This is a genomic window from Methylobacterium aerolatum (assembly GCF_022179085.1).
Taxonomy (GTDB): Bacteria; Pseudomonadota; Alphaproteobacteria; order Rhizobiales; family Beijerinckiaceae; genus Methylobacterium; species Methylobacterium aerolatum.
On record NZ_BPQE01000016.1, the window covers coordinates 24,372 to 41,436 of the forward strand.

A 17,065-nucleotide genomic window follows, 5' to 3' on the forward strand; every position below is an offset into this window, starting at 1 on the left:
GGGGGACGCCCATGCCGGAGCCCATCGACAAGCGAACCCACCGGAGCCGCCCATGAACGCCTTCGCCACCGTGTCGCGGCCCCGCCCGGACGAGGCGACGATCGCGGACCTCGGCCATGTCCTGCGCGCCCTGCTCGGCGAGCGCGTGGCGGCGGGCCGGGCCGTGCGCGAGCAGCACGCCAACCAGCTGACCTGGGCGCCCTGCGAACCGCCGGACCTCGTGGTCTACCCGGCCTCCACCGAGGAGGTGCAGGCGGTGGTGCGGGCCTGCGCGGAGCGCGACGTGCCAATCGTCCCCTACGGCGTCGGCACCTCGCTGGAGGGCCACGTCAACGCGCCCTTCGGCGGCGTCTCCATCGACACGAGCGGCATGAAGCGGGTCGTCAGCGTCAACGCCGACGACCTCGATTGCACGGTCCAGGCCGGGATCACCCGCAAGGAGCTGAACGAGCACCTGCGCGACACCGGCCTGTTCTTCCCCATCGATCCGGGGGCGGACGCCACGCTCGGCGGCATGGCGGCGACGCGGGCCTCGGGCACCAACGCCGTCCGCTACGGCACGATGAAGGATGCGGTGCTGGCGCTCACCGCCGTGATGCCCAACGGCGACATCGTCACCACGGCCCGCCGGGCGCGGAAATCTTCGGCGGGCTACGATCTCACCCGGCTGCTGATCGGCTCGGAGGGGACGCTCGGCGTCATCACCGAGATCACGCTCCGCCTCCATGGCATTCCGGAGGCGATCTCGGCGGGCATCTGCCCGTTCCCGTCGATCAAGGCGGCCTGCGACGCCACCATCCTGACGATCCAGTCCGGCATCCCGGTGGCGCGGATCGAACTCCTCGACGAGGTGCAGGTCGCCGCCTGCAACCGCTACTCGAAGCTCTCCCTGCCTGAGACCCCGCTCCTGCTGGTGGAGTTCCACGGCACGGACGCCGGCGCCCGCGAGCAGGCCGAGCGGTTCGGCGAGATCGCGCAGGATCTCGGCGGCGGTCCCTTCGACTGGGCGACACAGGGGGAGGAGCGCTCCCGCCTCTGGCAGGCCCGCCACGACGTGTACTGGGCGGCGGTGGCGCTGCGCCCCGGCCCGACGATCAAGAACATGTCGACGGACGTCTGCGTGCCGATCTCGCGGCTCGCCGAATGCGTGGAGGCGACGAAGCGCGACATCACCGAGAGCGGCCTCACGGCGCCCATCGCCGGCCATGTGGGCGACGGCAACTTCCACTCCCTGCCGCTGGTGGATTCCGCCGACCCGGAGGAGATGGCGGCGGTGGCGGGCTTCCTCGACCGGCTCGTCGCCCGGGCGCTCAGCCTCGGCGGCACCTGCACGGGGGAGCACGGCATCGGCCAAAAGAAGATGCGCTTCATGGAGAGCGAGCACGGGCCGGAGGCGCTGGGGCTCATGCGCACGCTGAAGCGCGCCATCGATCCGCAGAACCTGATGAATCCGGGCAAGCTCATCCCGTGAGCGTGCCCGCGCCGCGCCGCCTCCGGCAGCCGGGACCCGCACGGCCGGAGCGATGGCTCGCCGCCGGGGGCGCCGTGCGCGAGGCCGCCTTCACCCTTGCGCCCGGCCTGACGCTCGAGGCCGCGATCACCGGCCCCCTGCGGCGAGCCGGGATCACGGGGGGCGTCGTCGCCCTGTCGGGCGGCGCGCTCTGGCCCTTCACCTACGTGACGCCGGCCCTCTCGGCCGACCCGCGCTACGCCGCCTTCTACAGCGCCCCGCACACCCCGCCGGGACGCACGGGGTTCGAGCGCGGCGTGGCCATCCTCGGCGAGCGGGAGGGCGCACCGTTCATCCACTGCCATGCCCTCTGGCGGGAGGCGCAGGGCCGCCGGGGCGGGCACGTGATGCCCCAGGAGACGGTGGTGCGCGAGCCGATCGCGGCCCACGCCTTCGGCACGGGCGACGCGCTCTTCCGCGTCCTGCCCGATGCCGAGACGAACTTCTCGCTGTTCACGCCCGTCGCCACCGGAGACGCGGGCCCGGCCCGGCGCCTCCTGCTCCTGAAGGTGCAGCCGAACGAGCCCCTCGACGGGGCCATTCTGGCGGCCTGCCGAGAGCACGGCATCGCCTCGGCCTCCGTGCACGGCGTGGGGAGCCTCGTCGGCGCCCGCTTCGCGGACGGGCGCGAGGTCGCCTCGCCCGCGACCGAAGTCTTCTTGGACCGCGGCCGGGTGCGGCTCGGCCCCGACGGCGAGGACATCGCCCTCGACATCGCCCTCGTCGCCATGGACGGCACGCTCCACGAAGGCCGCCTCGCCCCCGGCAATCCCGTCTGCATCACGGGCGAACTCTGCGTGGTCGAGGACTAACGGGCGGCCGTCTCGCCAAAAAAAAGGCCAGCCCGAAGGCTGGCCCGGCCATCCGCCGCGAAGGGGCGGAGGAGGTCGCTTACTCGGCCGCCGTCATCTCGGCGGTGAAGTGGCCGCACCAGTCGCTCGACGAGACGACGGGCCACAGGCCCTTAGACTCCGGCGCCGGCTGGCTCACCGGCGGATTGAAGCGGCACAGCCCGGCATCGCCCTGGGCCGCGGCACCGTTGCTCTTGTGCTCGTCGAAGAACTTGCAGCTCTCGCAGTGGGCGTCAGCCATGTCTCGCTCCTGTGGGGTCGTCCGTCCTGTTGAGAATTAGAACAGATCCAATGTGCGAGGTCAACGGCGCCGGGGCACGTCGGTTCCCGGGGCCGGTCTCGTCCCGCTCCGGGGCGCGCCGCGAGGGGCGACGGGGTGGTCTCGAGGGGTGGCCTGGGCGGTGCTCAGGGGTGGGCGGCCAGCATCCAGAGGGCCATGGCCACCATCATCACGTTCTCGGTGAGGGAGACGAAGCCGAGCGGCACCTTGCTCGACCCGCCGACGCAGGCGCACTTGATGTCGCGCCTGTCGATGTAGACCGCCTTGAACACCGAGACCGCCCCGACCGTGCCGATGAACAGGGCCACAGGTATCGAGATCCAGTCCAGGGCGCCCGCCGCCATCAGCACGCCTGCGATACCCTCCAGGAACGGGTAGGCGTAGGCGTAGCGGACCCAGCGCCGGCCCAGCAGGTCGTAGCCCAGGAACATCGAGGAGAAGCTCTCCACGTCCTGCAGCTTCAGGAGGGCCAGCACGCACATGCTGAAGGCGATGAACCACTCGGCCGCCCGCATCGTGAACGGCGTGCCGTAGACGGCGTGGCTCGCCGCCAGCGCCATCAGCGCGGTCATCGAGAAGACCGCGACGACGGGCGTGTAGGTGGTGGCGTTCGGGTCGTTCGCGGCCTTTCCGAAATGACGCTGGAGGTCGTCGAAGCCGCCGACCCGCTCGCCGTTGATGAAGGTCTGCGGCGTCGACTTGACCTGGTGCTCCGCCTTGAAGCGGTCGGTCTCCGCCCGGTCGGTCAAGAGGTGATCCTCGACCGCAAAACCCTGGCGTTCGAGGAGGTCCTTGGCCTTGAGGCCATAGGGACAGGTGTGCTCGGGCGTGACCATCCGATAGAGGACGGCCTTGCGGGCCGGTGACGACATGGGTTGCTCCTTCGATGCAAGTCGGGGGTGCGGCGTCGCTACTCGGCGGCAGTCCGGTGATGTGTCGGCTCCTCGACGGCCGTCGCCTGGGATTGGTTGCCCGGCGGCAGCGTCCAGCCCTTCACGAGGGCGTAAACGGCGGGGATCACCGCGAGGGTCAACGCGGTGGAGGAGACCATCCCGCCGATCATCGGCACGGCGATGCGCTGCATGATCTCCGAGCCCGAACCGGTGCTCCAGAGGATCGGGACGAGACCGCCCATGATCGCGACGACGGTCATCATCTTCGGCCGCACCCGCTCGACCGCACCGACCATGATGGCCCGGCGCAGGTCCTCCCGCGTCGGGGGACGCGCCTCCCGTCCGCAGGCGGCCCGGACCTCGTCCCAGGCGTGGTCGAGGTAGACCAGCATGATCACGCCGGTCTCGGCGGCGACGCCCGCGAGGGCGATGAACCCCACCGCCACGGCGACGGACATGTTGAAGCCCATGAGCTTGAGCAGCCACACCCCGCCGACCAGGGCGAAGGGCAGCGAGAGCATCACGATGAACGTCTCGGTCAGCCGCCGGAAGTTCAGGTAGAGCAGCAAGAAGACGACGAGCAGCGTCAACGGCACCACGATCCGGAGCCGCGCCTCGGCCCGCTCCAGGTACTCGTATTGCCCGCTCCACTGGAGCGTCGTGCCCTGCGGCAGCCCGACCGCGTCGGCCACCGCCCTGCGCGCCTCCGCCACGTAGCCGCCGAGGTCCCGGCCCGCGATGTCCACGTAGATGTAGACGGCGAGTTGCCCGTTCTCGGTGCGGATCGAGGTCGGCCCCCGCGCGAGCGCGACCGTGGCGACCTCGCGCAGGGGCACCGTGCCGCCGGCCGGCAAGGGCACCTGCACCTCGTCGGCGATGGCCCGCGGGTCGGAGCGGAGGGCTCGGGGGTAGCGCACGTTCACCGTGTAGCGCTCGCGGCCCTCCACCGTGGTCGTCACGGCCTGCCCGCCGAGCGCCGTCGCCACGACGTCCTGCACGTCGCCGACCATGAGGCCGTAGCGGCCCAGGGCCCCGCGGTCGGGGGCGATGTCGAGGAAGTACCCGCCGATCACCCGCTCGGCGTAGGCGCTCGACGTGCCCGGCACGGTGCGTACCGCCGCCTCGACCTGCCGGGCGACGCCCTCCATCTGCGTCAGGTCGGTACCCAGCACCTTGATGCCGACCGGGGTGCGGATGCCCGTCGAGAGCATGTCGATGCGGGCGCGGATCGGCTGCGTCCAGGCATTCGAGACGCCGGGGAACTGTAGCGCCGCGTCCATCTCGGCCTTGAGGCTCGCCAGCGTCACGCCGGGCCGCCACTCGGCCTTCGGCTTCAGGGCGATGACCGTCTCGGCCATCTCCATCGGCGCCGGGTCGGTGGCCGTGTTGGCGCGGCCCGCCTTGCCGTAGACCGAGGCGACCTCGGGGAAGGACTTGATGATGCGGTCCTGGGTGGCCAGCAGCTCGCCCGCCTTCGTCACCGAGATCCCCGGCAGGGTGGTCGGCATGTAGAGCAGGCTGCCCTCGTCGAGGTCGGGCATGAACTCGGAGCCGAGCTGCCGGGCCGGCCAGGCGGTCGCCGCCAGCACGGCCACGGCGAAGAGGATGGTGAGGACCCGCGCCCGCAGCACGCCCGCGATGAGCGGCCGGTAGAGCCGGATCAGCAGGCGGTTCACCGGGTTGCGGTGCTCCGGGACGATGCGTCCGCGCACGAACAGCACCATCAGCGCGGGGACCAGCGTCACCGACAACAGCGCCGCCGCCGCCATGGCGAAGGTCTTGGTGGTGGCGAGCGGCCCGAACAGCCGCCCCTCCTGGCTCTCCAGGGTGAAGATCGGCAGGAAGCTCACGGTGATGACGAGGAGGGAGAAGAACAGCGACGGCCCGACCTCGCTCGCGGCCTCGGTCAGGATCTCGATGCGCGGCTTGCCCGGCGGCGCCCGCTCCAGGTGCTTGTGGGCGTTCTCGATCATCACGATGGCGGCGTCGATCATGGCGCCGACGGCGATGGCGATGCCGCCGAGCGACATGATGTTGGCGCCGATCCCGAGCGCCCTCATGCCGGCGAGCGCCATCAGGATGCCGACGGGCAGCATCAGGACCGCCACCAGGGCGCTGCGAACGTGGAGGAGGAAGACGACGCAGACGAGCGAGACGACGAGGCTCTCCTCCACCAGCGTGTGCCGCAGGGTGGCGATGGCCGCGTCGATCAACTGGGACCGGTCGTAGACCGGCAGGATCTCCGTGCCGGCCGGGAGGCTCCGTGCCACTTCGGCGAGCTTCGCCTTGACCCCCTCGATGACGCTGAGGGCGTTGGCGCCGAAGCGCTGCAGGACGATCCCCCCGGCGACCTCGCCCTCGCCGTTCATCTCGGTGAGGCCGCGCCGCTCGTCCGGCCCGAGCTCGACACGGGCCACGTCCCGGATCCGCAGGGGCGTGCCGCCCGTGGTCTTCAGCACGATGTCCTCGATGTCGGAGACGCCCCTCAGGTAGCCGCGGCCTCGCACCATGAACTCGAACTCGGAAAGCTCGACCGTCCGGCCGCCGACGTCGGCGTTGCTCGCCCGGATCGCGTCCCGGAGCTTGGTGAGGCCGATGCCCTGCGCCCGCAGGCGGTTCGGATCGACGACGACGTTGTACTGCTTCACGAAGCCGCCGACGCCCGCGACCTCGGCCACGCCCTCGGCGCGCGAGGCGCCGAAGCGGATCACCCAGTCCTGAAGCGAGCGCAGCTCCGCGAGGGTCCGCTCCCTGGCCACCACGACGTATTGGAACACCCAGCCGACGCCCGTCGCGTCGGGCCCGAGCGTCGGCGTCACGCCCGCCGGAAGGCGGCCCGCCGCCGCGTTGAGATATTCGAGCACCCGCGAGCGGCCCCAATACGGATCGGTGCCGTCCTCGAAGATGACGTAGACGAAGGACACGCCGAAGAACGAGAAGCCGCGCACGACCTTCGCCTTCGGCACCGTCAACATCGCCGTGGTGAGCGGATAGGTGACTTGGTCCTCGACGACCTGGGGGGCCTGCCCCGGAAACTCGGTGTAGACGATAGCCTGCACGTCCGAGAGGTCGGGGATCGCGTCCAGCGGCAACGTCCTCAGCGCCAGGACGCCCGCCGCGACGGCGAAGACCGTCCCGACCAGCACCAGGACGAGGTTGCGGGCCGACCAGCCGATGAGGCGCGCGATCACGGCGTGCCTCCCGCGTTGGCGGCCTGCCGGTCGTCCTTCGGGGCGGCGAGGGATTGCAGCGCCGCCTTCAGGTTGCTCTCCGCGTCGATCAGGAAATTCGCCGCCGTGACCACCCGGTCGCCGACGGCGACGCCCTCCCGGATCTCGGTATGGCCGCCGCCGCGGACGCCGACCGTCACGGCCCTCGGCTCGAAGCGGCCCCCGCCCCGGTCGAGGAGCACGACTTGGCGCTCGCCCGTGTCGATCACCGCGTCGTCCGGGACGGCCACGACCGGCTCGGCGCCGCCCGTGGCGATGACCACGTCGGCGTACATGTCGGGCAGGAGTGCGCCGTCCGGGTTCGGCAACTCGATCCGCACCCGCGTCGCCCGGGTCTCGGGGTTCACCTGCGGGTAGACGACCGCCACCCGGCCGGAGAAGTCCCGCCCGGGGGCCGAGCGCAGGCGCACGGAGGCGGGCTGGCCCACGCGCACCGCCGCGAGGTCGCGCTCGGGCACGTCGGCCAGCACCCACATCGTCGCGATGTCGCCGATGCGGAACAGGGTGTCCCCGGCGGCGGCCTTCATGCCCTCGACGGCGTTCCGTTGCAGCACGAGCCCGTCCCGGGGCGAGGACCACGTGACGGCCATCGGCACCTTCCGGGTGCGCTCCATCATATCGATGACGGCCTCGGACACGTTGAGGTTCTGGAGCCTGCGCCGCGCCCCGTCGAAGCCGGGGTTGGCGATGAGCTGGGCGGCGGCGGCGTTGATCTCGGGCGAGTAGACCTGGACCAAAGGCTGGCCCTTGCGGACCCTATCCCCCGTCGTGACGTCCTCGACGTGATCCACATAGGCGTCCGAGCGGGTCGCGATGACGGTGACGCGGCGCTCGTCGAGGGCGACGGTGCCGGGCACGCGCACCGGCTGCGCCACGATCCGCCGCGCGACGGCCTCGGTCCGCACGCCGGTCCGCTGGACCCGGCCGGGCGAGACCGTGACCGTGGCGCCGCCCTCGTCCTCGCCCGCGAAGACGGGAATGTAGTCCATCCCCATCGAGTCCTTCTTCGGCACCGGCGAGGTGTCCGGCAGACCCATCGGGTTGCGGTAGTAGAGGAGTTTGCGGGCGCCCCCGGCGGGCGTGGCCGACCCGGCCTGCGCCCGCTCGGACCCTTCCCGGGCGGCCATCTCCTGCGCCGGCATGGCCTCGCCGTCGTCGGGGTCGTCGAAGCCGACATCCTCGCCGACGTGCACCGCCCGGAACGCGCGCCCGTCCTCGGTCATCATCTGCGACGCCGAGTAGACCGGCTTCCCGTCCGGGTCGCGATAGTAGAGCACCGGACCGGGCGCCTTCGCGGCGGCCGGGCCCGGCGTGGCCGCCCCGGCCCCGCCCGACGGACGCCAGCGGGCGCCGAGCGTCTGCACGCCCTCGGACAGGCCGGGGATGGATGCGGTCCGCACCCGTTCCACGGAGGCGGGAACGGCGCCGGTGCCGTGCCCGGCCGCGTAGCCGGCGCCCCCCGCCGCGAGCGCGGCGAGGGCTCCGGCGAGCCATGCCGACCGGCTCATCTGACGGCCTGGAAGACGAGCCTGTCCTCGACGGTGCCCGTCTCGCCCTGGACCTTCGCCCCCAGGGAAAGGCGCCAGCCGCCGGCCATGGAGAGCTTGGCCTTGAAGCGATAGATGCCCGGCTCTGTCGAGGGCACCTGCTCCAGCTTGGTGACCATCTCCTCCATGCTGTCGGGGGCCATGTCGAGGCGCTTGGCGAAGATCACGGCGTCGGGCACGGGCTTGCCCGTGCGCTTGTCCACGAGCCGCACGGCGACGATGGCCTCCCCGACCTTCGCCTCCTGCTGCACGAGCTGGAAGCCGTAGTCCTTGATGTCCGCCAGGGCGGGCAAGGTCGGCGCCGCCACCGCGAGGACGGCGCCGGGAAGCGCGGCCGCGAGGGCGCGCGCGAGGGTGTTCTTGGTCACGGGTGATGTCTCCTGAACGCGATGAAAGGCGGCGCGCGGGCGCGCGTCACCGTGCCGGCGCAGGCGCCGGCGGCATCGGGTTCAGGCTCGGGGTGGCTCGGGGTACGGCGTCCCGTCCACGCTGGCGAAGGCCGCCGGGTCCGGCCAGATCACCCCCGCGCGGGTGGCGACGGGCACCGGTACCGGAATCGGGGCGGGCGGAAGTGAGGCCATGCTCGCCAGGCACAGGGCCATCAGCGGGCAACCCTTGCCGCAATCGGGCTCGGCCGCGACCGTCTTGGGGCAACAGGGCATGTCGCCCATGTCCATGTTGCCCATGTCCACGTCAGCCGTGTCCACGTCCGCCATCCCGGCCGACTGGGCGGCGTGGTGGCCCATCGTGGCATGGTCCATGGCGGCATGGCCCATCCCATGACCCATCCCATGGCCGTCCATGGCGGTGGCGTGGCGGCCCTGGGCCGACGGCGCGTGCATCCCCGCGGTGGCCGCGGGGGAGGCCACCGGCGTCAGGGCGAGGCTGAGGACCGCCAGGAGCGGCAACAGTCGCCGGAGGGCGAGCCAGAACGTCACGGTGCGAGAATGCCAAATTCCGGGCCGGCACGGAAGCCCGTCCGGCCGATGGGGCGCGGGAGAGATGGGGCGCGGGAGAGATGGGACGCGGGAGACCCGCCGGTCGGCGGGCGGCGGCAGGCGCCGTCAGAATGCGTACCGCACGGTGCAGTACGGGATCCGCGCCCCGTGCCAGGACAGCAGCTGGTCCAGCCACCTCCGCTTCCACGCGACGCGGTAGCGCAGGTTGCGCATGCCGCCCTCGCTCACCTTCGTTTCCTGGATGTCGGGGCGCCAGAGCAGCGTCTCGCCCTTGGGGTGCCACGCGAGGTTGGTCTCGTGCAGTTGCTCGTTGTGCGTGAGCATGATGATCTCGCACTTGAGCTGCGCCTTGGCGCGTTCGGAGACCGTGTCGTCGATCTCGGCGAACAGCGCCTGCCATTCGGGCTGCCAGCCCTCGTGTACGACGACCGGGCTGAAGTTGAGGTGCACCTCGTAGCCCGCCTCCACGAAGTCGTCGATGGCGGCGATCCGCTCGGCGATCGGCGAGGTGCGCACGTCCAGCACCTTGGAGACCGCCTCGGGCATCAGCGAGAAGCGGATGCGGGTGCGCCCCTGCGGGTCGTAGGAGAGCAGGTCCCGGTTGACGAGCTTGGTGGCGAAGGAGCCCTTGGCGTTCGGGATCGTCCGGAACGCGGCGACGAGGTCGCGGACGTTGTCGGAGAGCGTCGCGTCGAGGGACAGGTCGCCGTTCTCCCCGAGGTCGTAGACCCAGTCGACCGGATCGACGGTGTTCGGCTCTGGCTTGGGGCCCAGGCGCGCGGCGTGCCGGGCGATGGCCGCGGCGATTTCGTCGAGCTTGACGAAGACGCTCACCGGGTTGGCATACCCCTTCCGGCGGGGCACGTAGCAGTAGGAACAGGCCATGGCGCAGCCGTTCGAGGAGGACGGCGCGATGAAATCGGCCGAGCGCCCGTTCGGCCGGAGCGTCAGCCCCTTCTTGACGCCGAGCACGAGGATCTCGCGCTTGAGGCGGAGCCAGTCTGCGGCGAGGTCCGGGTCCTGCGTGAGGTCCGGGATCTTCCAGTGGCTCGCCACCTCGACCTGCTCGGCATCGGGGAAGCGGGCCAGCACCGCGCGCCCGCGCGGGTAGGACCGGACGGCGGGCTCGAGGTAGATCCGCCTGGGGTCGATCAGCGTCAGGGGCTTCGCCATCTCCGGCATATGGGACGGCGGGATCCGCCGGCCACGGCGGAGAGCCATGCTGGGGGCCACACGGGGGGAGCTCGACCCGGCAGCGACATCGGCTCAAGCCTGCCATTCGTTGAGATCGCGGCCCTCTCGGCCTATGCAGGGGCCATGGAACTCCAGGCTTCCGCCCCCAACCTCCCGGCGACCTTCGTCCGTCCCCCGACCTCGGCCGGACGGGCGGCGCCCTTCCTGCCCATGAGCCGCGCCGAGATGGCGGCACTGGGCTGGGACGCCTGCGACATCGTGCTCGTCACGGGCGACGCCTATGTCGATCATCCGAGCTTCGGCATGGCCATCATCGGCCGCCTGCTCGAATCGCAGGGGTTCCGGGTCGGCATCATCGCCCAGCCCGATTGGCAGTCGGCGGAGCCGTTCAAGGCACTCGGCCAGCCGCGGCTGTTCTTCGGCGTGACGGGCGGCAATCTCGATTCGATGGTGAACCGCTACACGGCCGACCGGCGCCTGCGCCACGACGACGCCTACACGGCCGGCGGCGAGGGCGGGAAGCGGCCGGACCGCTGCACCATCGTGTACACGCAGCGCTGCCGCGAGGCGTACAAGGGCGTGCCGATCATCCTCGGCGGCATCGAGGCGTCGCTGCGCCGGATCGCGCATTACGACTACTGGTCCGACAAGGTGCGCCGCTCGATCCTGGCCGACGCCAAGGCGGATCTGCTGATTTACGGCAACGCCGAGCGGGCCGTGTGCGAGGTGGCCCACCGCCTCGCGGCCGGTGCCGCGCCGCAGGACCTCGATTCGATCCGGGGCGTCGCCCTGTTCCGCCGGGTGCCCGAGCATTACACGGAGCTGCCCGCCGACGACCTCGACTCGACGGACGAGGCCGCCACCCGCAAGCCGGGCGACACCGTGATCCGGCTCCCCGCCTACGAGGTGGTGAAGGACGACAAGGAAGCCTACGCCCGCGCCAGCCGCGTGCTGCACCGGGAGGCCAACCCCGGCAACGCGCGGCCGATGGTCCAGCGCCACGGCGACCGCGACCTGTGGCTGAACCCGCCGCCGATCCCCCTCACCAGCGAGGAGATGGACGCGGTCTACGACCTGCCCTACGCCCGCGCCCCCCACCCGGCCTACGGCGACGCCAAGATTCCCGCCTGGGACATGATCAAGTTCTCGGTGACCATCATGCGCGGCTGCTTCGGCGGCTGCACCTTCTGCTCCATCACCGAGCACGAGGGCCGCGTCATCCAGAACCGCTCGGAGGGGTCGATCCTCAAGGAAATCGAGCAGATCCGGGACAAGACGCCGGGCTTCACGGGCGTCATCTCCGATGTCGGCGGCCCGACCGCCAACATGTACCGCATGGCCTGCAAGGACCCGAAGATCGAGGCCGCCTGCCGCCTGCCGTCCTGCGTCTTCCCCGACATCTGCCCGAACCTCAACACCTCCCACGACGACCTGATCCGGCTCTACCGGAAGGTCCGCGAGGTGGAGGGCGTCAAGAAGGTGATGGTCGCCTCGGGCGTGCGCTACGACCTCGCGGTCAGGAGCCCGGAATACGTCAAGGAGCTCGTGACGCACCATGTCGGCGGGCGCCTGAAGATCGCGCCCGAGCATACGGAGCGCGGGCCCCTCGACAAGATGATGAAGCCCGGAATCGGCACCTACGACCGCTTCAAGGAAATGTTCGACGAGGCCGCCAAGCAGGCGGGCAAGAAGTACTATTTGATCCCGTACTTCATCGCCGCGCATCCGGGCACGACGGACGAGGACATGATGCACCTCGCCCTCTGGCTCAAGAAGAACGATTACCGCGCCGACCAGGTGCAGACCTTCCTGCCCTCGCCGATGGCCACCGCCACGGCGATGTACCACACCGAGATCAACCCCCTGCGGGGCGTGCGGCGGGGCGGCAGCGAGTCCGTCGAGGCGATCAAGGGGATGCGCCAGCGCCGGTTGCACAAGGCGTTCCTGCGCTATCACGACCCCGAGAACTGGCCCCTCCTGCGCGAGGCCCTGCGCGAGATGGGCCGGGCCGACCTCATCGGTCCGCGGCCGGACCAGCTGGTACCCTTTTCGCAGCCGCCGGGGACCGGCATGGGCAAGGCCGAGGGCAAGCCGGGAGGCCGGCCGCGCCACGCGGGCCGCCCGGTCTTCACGACGAAGGGCGTGCCCCTGCGCAAGTGAGGGCACGCCGGAGGGGGCGGCGGGCCCCGGCGTCCCGCGAGCGGGAGCGACCTACCCCCTCCCCCACCGTCGATAGAGCGCGCTGTTGACCGAATGCATCAAGGCGGGGACGAGCCGCGTCGCGAGCGCCCGGAGCGTCACATCCTTTCCGTTCGATCGGAAATGGAAGTTCTCGATCATTCGTCCCATGACCGGCTCCGGGTAGGTGCCTTCGAAAAATCGAAGCGAGTCGTCCTCCTTCAGCCGGTTCCAGAGGTACGATCCCACCGGCGGCGCGAGATCCTTCCAGATCCCGATGCGGGTCAGGATGTTGTTGTAGAGATGCAGGCCGATCGCGCCCCTGCAAATCCCCTCGCACTCGTCCGCGTATTCCGGGAGAAGCACCTTCCAGATGTCGTCGTAATGGATCGGGAAGAACGTGTTCTCCGGATACACATGCTCGAACATTTCGTTGGCAAGCCCGAATGTCTTGACGAGCAGCCTCGGCCCGGTCGCGCCCCATAGAAGATCGCGGTCCATCAAGTCTTCTGTGTTTTTGATGAGCAAATGCAAATCGAGCTTATTCTTGTCGAGCTTTATGACTGCGTTGTTGACGATCTCGACGTCGCTGGCAATCAGCAGGTTGGGCAATTCGATCAGGTGGGAGGGAGTGAGCAGCAAGATATCGGCATCGACCCATGCGAAGTCAGTCTTCTCGAAGATTTTCCAACGGAAATAATCGGCAAAATGCGCGTAGTTGGGCCTGCCCTGGTAGTGGAACCGATTGAGATAAGCGCGTGGGGCCAGATCATGGGCCGGTCGCAGCGTCACGCCGGCGGGGAGCGACTGGATGTCGTCGTAGGAATACAAGACGACCTCGTAACCGCGCAGAACCAAGGAATGCAGGCAAGCCATTTCCAGGGCTGCCAGCCGGGACCCTGCCCAGAACGTTGCAAGCGTCGTCATCGGTCACCGCTACGCATCTCAAATCATGCTACGAGAAACGGACAGGGCATCAGGTCAGCGAGGCGACGACCGACGGGTGCAACGATCCGGACGGGAACGTCTGCCAAGCCTTGAACATCGTCGTAGGAACAGGAAGGTCGTGCAGTGACGCACTCACTTCCTTCATGCGTGTCTGCACTCGCTCATTGTTGTTGCATCAATTTGTCCAGTCTCGGCCGATGCCTCCGACCGTCCTGGGCGATGCGATCGTCCTCTCACGCGCTGGACAATTGCCGCCAGTATCTCTGCTTGATAATTCGCATCAGCTTCAGTGCGGCCGACGTTCGTCGCACGAAAAAGACAGGGTTGATCTCACCACCGAACCCCGTGAGCAGGTGAAGGTTTGGAAAGTTCGGACCGACGACATGGAGGCCCGCCATGTCGAAGGATCGGCCGCAGGCGTGGGCGCGCTTGATGCACTCCCACAGCAGCAGGTTGACGGAACCGTTGATCCCCTCGTGCTTGCGGGTGGAGAGCAGGTAATACTCCGTATTCCTGTCCCACGCGGTGAAGATCGCCGCGTGGGGCTCGCCACCCGGATCCACGGCGGTGATGATTCGGCCCCGTCCGCGAGACAACGTCTCCCCCACGATCGCGGACAGCGTCGCCTTGGAGTATGAATTGCGCTTGCTCTTCGCAATGATATTGTTTTCATAAAGAGATGCGAACGCATCGCCATCGAAGCTCTCGCGAACTTCGACCTTTTCGGCCGCACGCCGGATGATGTTGCGATTTTTATCGCGCATCTTTTTCCAGAGCACATCCTCCGGGACCGGCTCGACCGTGACGGTGAAATCGACGCCGGTCTCGAACCCTGCCGCCTGGAACGGCATGGTGCTCTTGAGACTCCTATGCAATCGCATGTGGATGTGCGCCGCAGGCGGCAACTGGGAAATCAACCGTGAAATGATGGAAAATTCGGTCGTAACCCGTGAGATATCATTGCTGTCTACATTGATAGCCGGGCCCAGTGCATAGGTCAGGATCGGCATTTTGAGAATGCTTTGCCCTACGCGCTTGGTGATCCTGTAAGGCAATCGCCCGACGACGCGCCCCCCATTCTCGACGCTGACTTCCTCGTAGGCACCCTCGCCGGTGATCTCCAGCCACCAACGCTCATGGAACACGGTCGGCACCAGCTTCGAATCGTTGTGAGGGGGCCTTACATCGATCGGAGGCAACGAGAGTGCGCTATTGCTCTTCACAGATCTCTCCCCGTCGCACTTTTTGCCTCTAAGATACTTCAAAGTTCGCCGTTAGAGATTTATAAACCATTTACCCAAAATTTCCTGAAAAATTGCGACACAACAATCCATAGATTTATTGCTCAAATCTCCAATGAAGCAAATCGGACGTGACCGATGTCGAGATATCTAGTTTTTACTTACTGATCCGCTCAATTATTCGCCATAACTTGATATTGATTGAACATACCGATTTCTGATCTACCAGTCTTTCTTGAGTGGTCAAGCCGGTCCAATTTTACGAAATACGTAGATGCCCGGCTAAGTATTGACTTCGCAGATCGATCGACAAGTGCCAAAACGGCGGTGCGACAAGATATTTTGAAATCGGCAGAGAAATTACGGCTTACTCGATCGGCTAATCAGCCCAAGCGTCTTGGATCAACGTGAATATTGTCGAGCAAAAGCAGAGATGCGATATTTCTGGGCGGAAGCATCCACAGACCGTAAGGCTGTGTGGAGGCTTCCTGCCGTCCTGGCCGCCCGGTCGAAAATCGCTCGTTTCGGCTTTGCCACAGCTCGGCGGCGGCGCCGCGGAGAGATGCGCCCCGTCGTACGATGCCCGAACGATCACAGTATTGTGATCCTCATAGATGAGCATAAGCCTGTCACTGCGGCGGCAGTCGCGACTGCAACGGATGATTTGATCGATCCCAGCGAGTCGACGGCCCGAGATTCGCGCCGTATTGAACAAGTGCTGGGCTTGATCTTGGCTGTTTCCGTAGCCCGCTCGTCTTCGGCGCTCAGCTCCGCTCCCGGACAGTCGGGGCTCAATTGCACCGACTCTCTCCGGATCGATGCAACAAGCAGTCCGCTCTCCCCTGGACGAGTCCGCAGGTCGGCCGTCGCGCTGACGGCGGGTGAGTCGCGAGTTGACGCCGCCCAAGTCGGCATCCGCAACACCGTCACTGCGAGCGGAGCGAAGCAATCCAGGGCAGCGGGACGCCTCCGAACGGAGCGCATCCCTGAAGGGCTTCGCTCCGCTCGCAGTGACGAGACAGAGCGCCTCGATCCGAGGTCGACCGAAACGGCTCCGGAGCGTGTGATGGCCCTGACCGTCGTCGTTCCGGTAATATTGATCACAAGGCCGGCAGCGACATCGATATCTTTCGCTTCACTTCGAATTTCGCCGGGCGTTTACGCGCTCTTAGGCGCCCTCCGGCGATAGGCGGCCTTGCTTCGGGGGAGGCGCAGGGCATGGGCGACCGCGAGGGTCCCGGGGCCGGGCATCGCAGGCAGGCGCCGCGGCGGACCACGATGACCATCGGGACCGTCGTCCTGACGGACGGCCGCCGCCTGCCCTGCGTCATGCGCAACCATTCCGCGGGCGGTGCCCGACTCTCGGTGGCGCGCCGGCATCCCCTGCCGAAGACCTTCGTGCTGGTCGTCAACCGCAGCAACAAGGCTTTCCAGGTCGAGAGAGTCTGGCGGCACGGCGATGAGGTCGGCATCAAGCTGTGCGAAGGCGCGCCGGACGTGCCGGTACGACCGGAGATTGCCCCACCGGCTTAGGGCAGCGATCCCGTCGGAGGCCTCAGCCGAGACTGCAAGAATTGATGCGAAAACAATGAGCGAGTGCAGACTCGCATGAACGAAGTGAGGGCGTCACTGCACTGGCGCAGTGACGCCCTCACGCGATCGCGGCGTCGCCCCGCCGGTGGGCGTGGCCCTCGATCACCCGCCGGAGGAGGCGCGTCAGCTGCTCCTGCTCCGCCGGGCTCAACGCCGCGACGGTGAGGGCGTGGGCGCTGCGTGCCGCCGACTCCATCGCGGCGTGGAGGGCCGCGCCCTGCGCGGTCAGGCGGCAGACCTGCGCCCGGCGATCCACCGATGAGGTCGTCCGGCTGACGAGGCCGCGGGCCTCCAACCGCTTGAGCGCCCCCGTCGTCGTGGTGCGGTCGAGGGCCACCGCCTGCGCCAGCGTCGTCTGGTCGGCCTCCTGCCGGTCCCGCAGGAGCGAGAGCAGGCTGTACTGCAGGGGAGTGACGCCAAAAGCGGCACATCGCTCCGCGAACAGGCTGACGTGGATCTGGTGCATCCGGCGGGCGAGGAAGCCCGGCCGTTCGTCCAGCGCCCACGGCCTCGCCGCCAAGCACTCTGCTGCCAAGACCCCTGCCGCCACGGCCTCTGCCGCCACAGCCTCCGCGACCTTTGGGACGCCCCCTGCCCCTCGCGTGTTGGACCCCTCGTCCATGGCGCTCTCTCCGGCCACC

14 protein-coding genes are annotated in these 17,065 nt (G+C 68.5%); 4 read left to right on the top strand and 10 right to left on the bottom strand.

What is annotated here, in order from left to right:
- Window positions 1-52: 52 nt before the first annotated feature.
- Both MFF06_RS11325 and MFF06_RS11330 read left to right on the top strand, forming a co-directional pair.
- Window positions 53-1,471, top strand: a complete 1,419-nt coding sequence (locus MFF06_RS11325) for an FAD-binding oxidoreductase (RefSeq protein WP_238203845.1) — start codon at window positions 53-55, stop codon at window positions 1,469-1,471.
- The gene (locus MFF06_RS11330) at window positions 1,468-2,322 is read left to right on the top strand and encodes a PPC domain-containing DNA-binding protein (RefSeq protein WP_238203846.1); all 855 of its coding nucleotides are present in this window, start codon (window positions 1,468-1,470) and stop codon (window positions 2,320-2,322) included. Before MFF06_RS11325 ends, MFF06_RS11330 begins: the two co-directional genes overlap by 4 nt.
- Window positions 2,323-2,401: 79 nt before the next feature.
- Here the strand turns inward: MFF06_RS11330 and MFF06_RS11335 are convergent, their stop codons facing one another.
- The 7 genes from MFF06_RS11335 to MFF06_RS11365 form a co-directional block, all read right to left on the bottom strand.
- Window positions 2,402-2,602 carry a hypothetical protein gene (locus MFF06_RS11335; protein ID WP_238203847.1) on the bottom strand — a complete coding sequence of 67 codons (201 nt, stop codon included), beginning with the start codon at window positions 2,600-2,602 and terminating at the stop codon, window positions 2,402-2,404.
- 164 nt (window positions 2,603-2,766) lie between these two features.
- Entirely contained in the window at window positions 2,767-3,513 is a 747-nt protein-coding gene (locus tag MFF06_RS11340) for a MauE/DoxX family redox-associated membrane protein (protein WP_238203848.1), read from the bottom strand.
- Window positions 3,514-3,551: 38 nt separating this feature from the next.
- Entirely contained in the window at window positions 3,552-6,725 is a 3,174-nt protein-coding gene (locus MFF06_RS11345) for an efflux RND transporter permease subunit (RefSeq protein WP_238203849.1), read from the bottom strand.
- Complete coding sequence (locus tag MFF06_RS11350) at window positions 6,722-8,272, bottom strand: efflux RND transporter periplasmic adaptor subunit (RefSeq protein ID WP_238203850.1); 1,551 nt, start codon at window positions 8,270-8,272, stop codon at window positions 6,722-6,724. The genes MFF06_RS11345 and MFF06_RS11350 overlap by 4 nt, the downstream gene beginning before the upstream one ends.
- Window positions 8,269-8,679 (bottom strand): FixH family protein, encoded by a 411-nt coding sequence (locus MFF06_RS11355; RefSeq protein ID WP_238203851.1) that lies wholly within the window; start codon window positions 8,677-8,679, stop codon window positions 8,269-8,271. The genes MFF06_RS11350 and MFF06_RS11355 overlap by 4 nt, the downstream gene beginning before the upstream one ends.
- An 81-nt stretch (window positions 8,680-8,760) precedes the next feature.
- Window positions 8,761-9,249 (bottom strand): hypothetical protein, encoded by a 489-nt coding sequence (locus tag MFF06_RS11360; RefSeq protein ID WP_238203853.1) that lies wholly within the window; start codon window positions 9,247-9,249, stop codon window positions 8,761-8,763.
- 126 nt (window positions 9,250-9,375) lie between these two features.
- Window positions 9,376-10,443, bottom strand: a complete 1,068-nt coding sequence (locus MFF06_RS11365; protein ID WP_238203855.1) for a spore photoproduct lyase family protein — start codon at window positions 10,441-10,443, stop codon at window positions 9,376-9,378.
- Between the two features lie 144 nt (window positions 10,444-10,587).
- On the opposite strand from MFF06_RS11365, the gene MFF06_RS11370 reads away from it, so the two are divergent.
- Window positions 10,588-12,624, top strand: a complete 2,037-nt coding sequence (locus MFF06_RS11370) for a YgiQ family radical SAM protein (RefSeq protein ID WP_370876747.1) — start codon at window positions 10,588-10,590, stop codon at window positions 12,622-12,624.
- 51 nt (window positions 12,625-12,675) lie between these two features.
- Here the strand turns inward: MFF06_RS11370 and MFF06_RS11375 are convergent, their stop codons facing one another.
- A complete protein-coding gene (locus tag MFF06_RS11375) occupies window positions 12,676-13,569 on the bottom strand; it encodes a hypothetical protein (RefSeq protein ID WP_238203856.1) in 894 nt (297 codons plus the stop codon).
- Window positions 13,570-13,823: 254 nt separating this feature from the next.
- Window positions 13,824-14,744, bottom strand: a complete 921-nt coding sequence (locus tag MFF06_RS11380; RefSeq protein ID WP_238203858.1) for a GNAT family N-acetyltransferase — start codon at window positions 14,742-14,744, stop codon at window positions 13,824-13,826.
- A gap of 1,305 nt (window positions 14,745-16,049) precedes the next feature.
- Here MFF06_RS11380 and MFF06_RS11385 point away from each other — a divergent pair.
- Window positions 16,050-16,364, top strand: a complete 315-nt coding sequence (locus MFF06_RS11385; protein WP_370876748.1) for a PilZ domain-containing protein — start codon at window positions 16,050-16,052, stop codon at window positions 16,362-16,364.
- A 118-nt stretch (window positions 16,365-16,482) separates the two neighbouring features.
- Here the strand turns inward: MFF06_RS11385 and MFF06_RS11390 are convergent, their stop codons facing one another.
- Window positions 16,483-17,046 (bottom strand): MarR family winged helix-turn-helix transcriptional regulator, encoded by a 564-nt coding sequence (locus MFF06_RS11390; protein WP_370876749.1) that lies wholly within the window; start codon window positions 17,044-17,046, stop codon window positions 16,483-16,485.
- Window positions 17,047-17,065 lie beyond the last annotated feature (19 nt).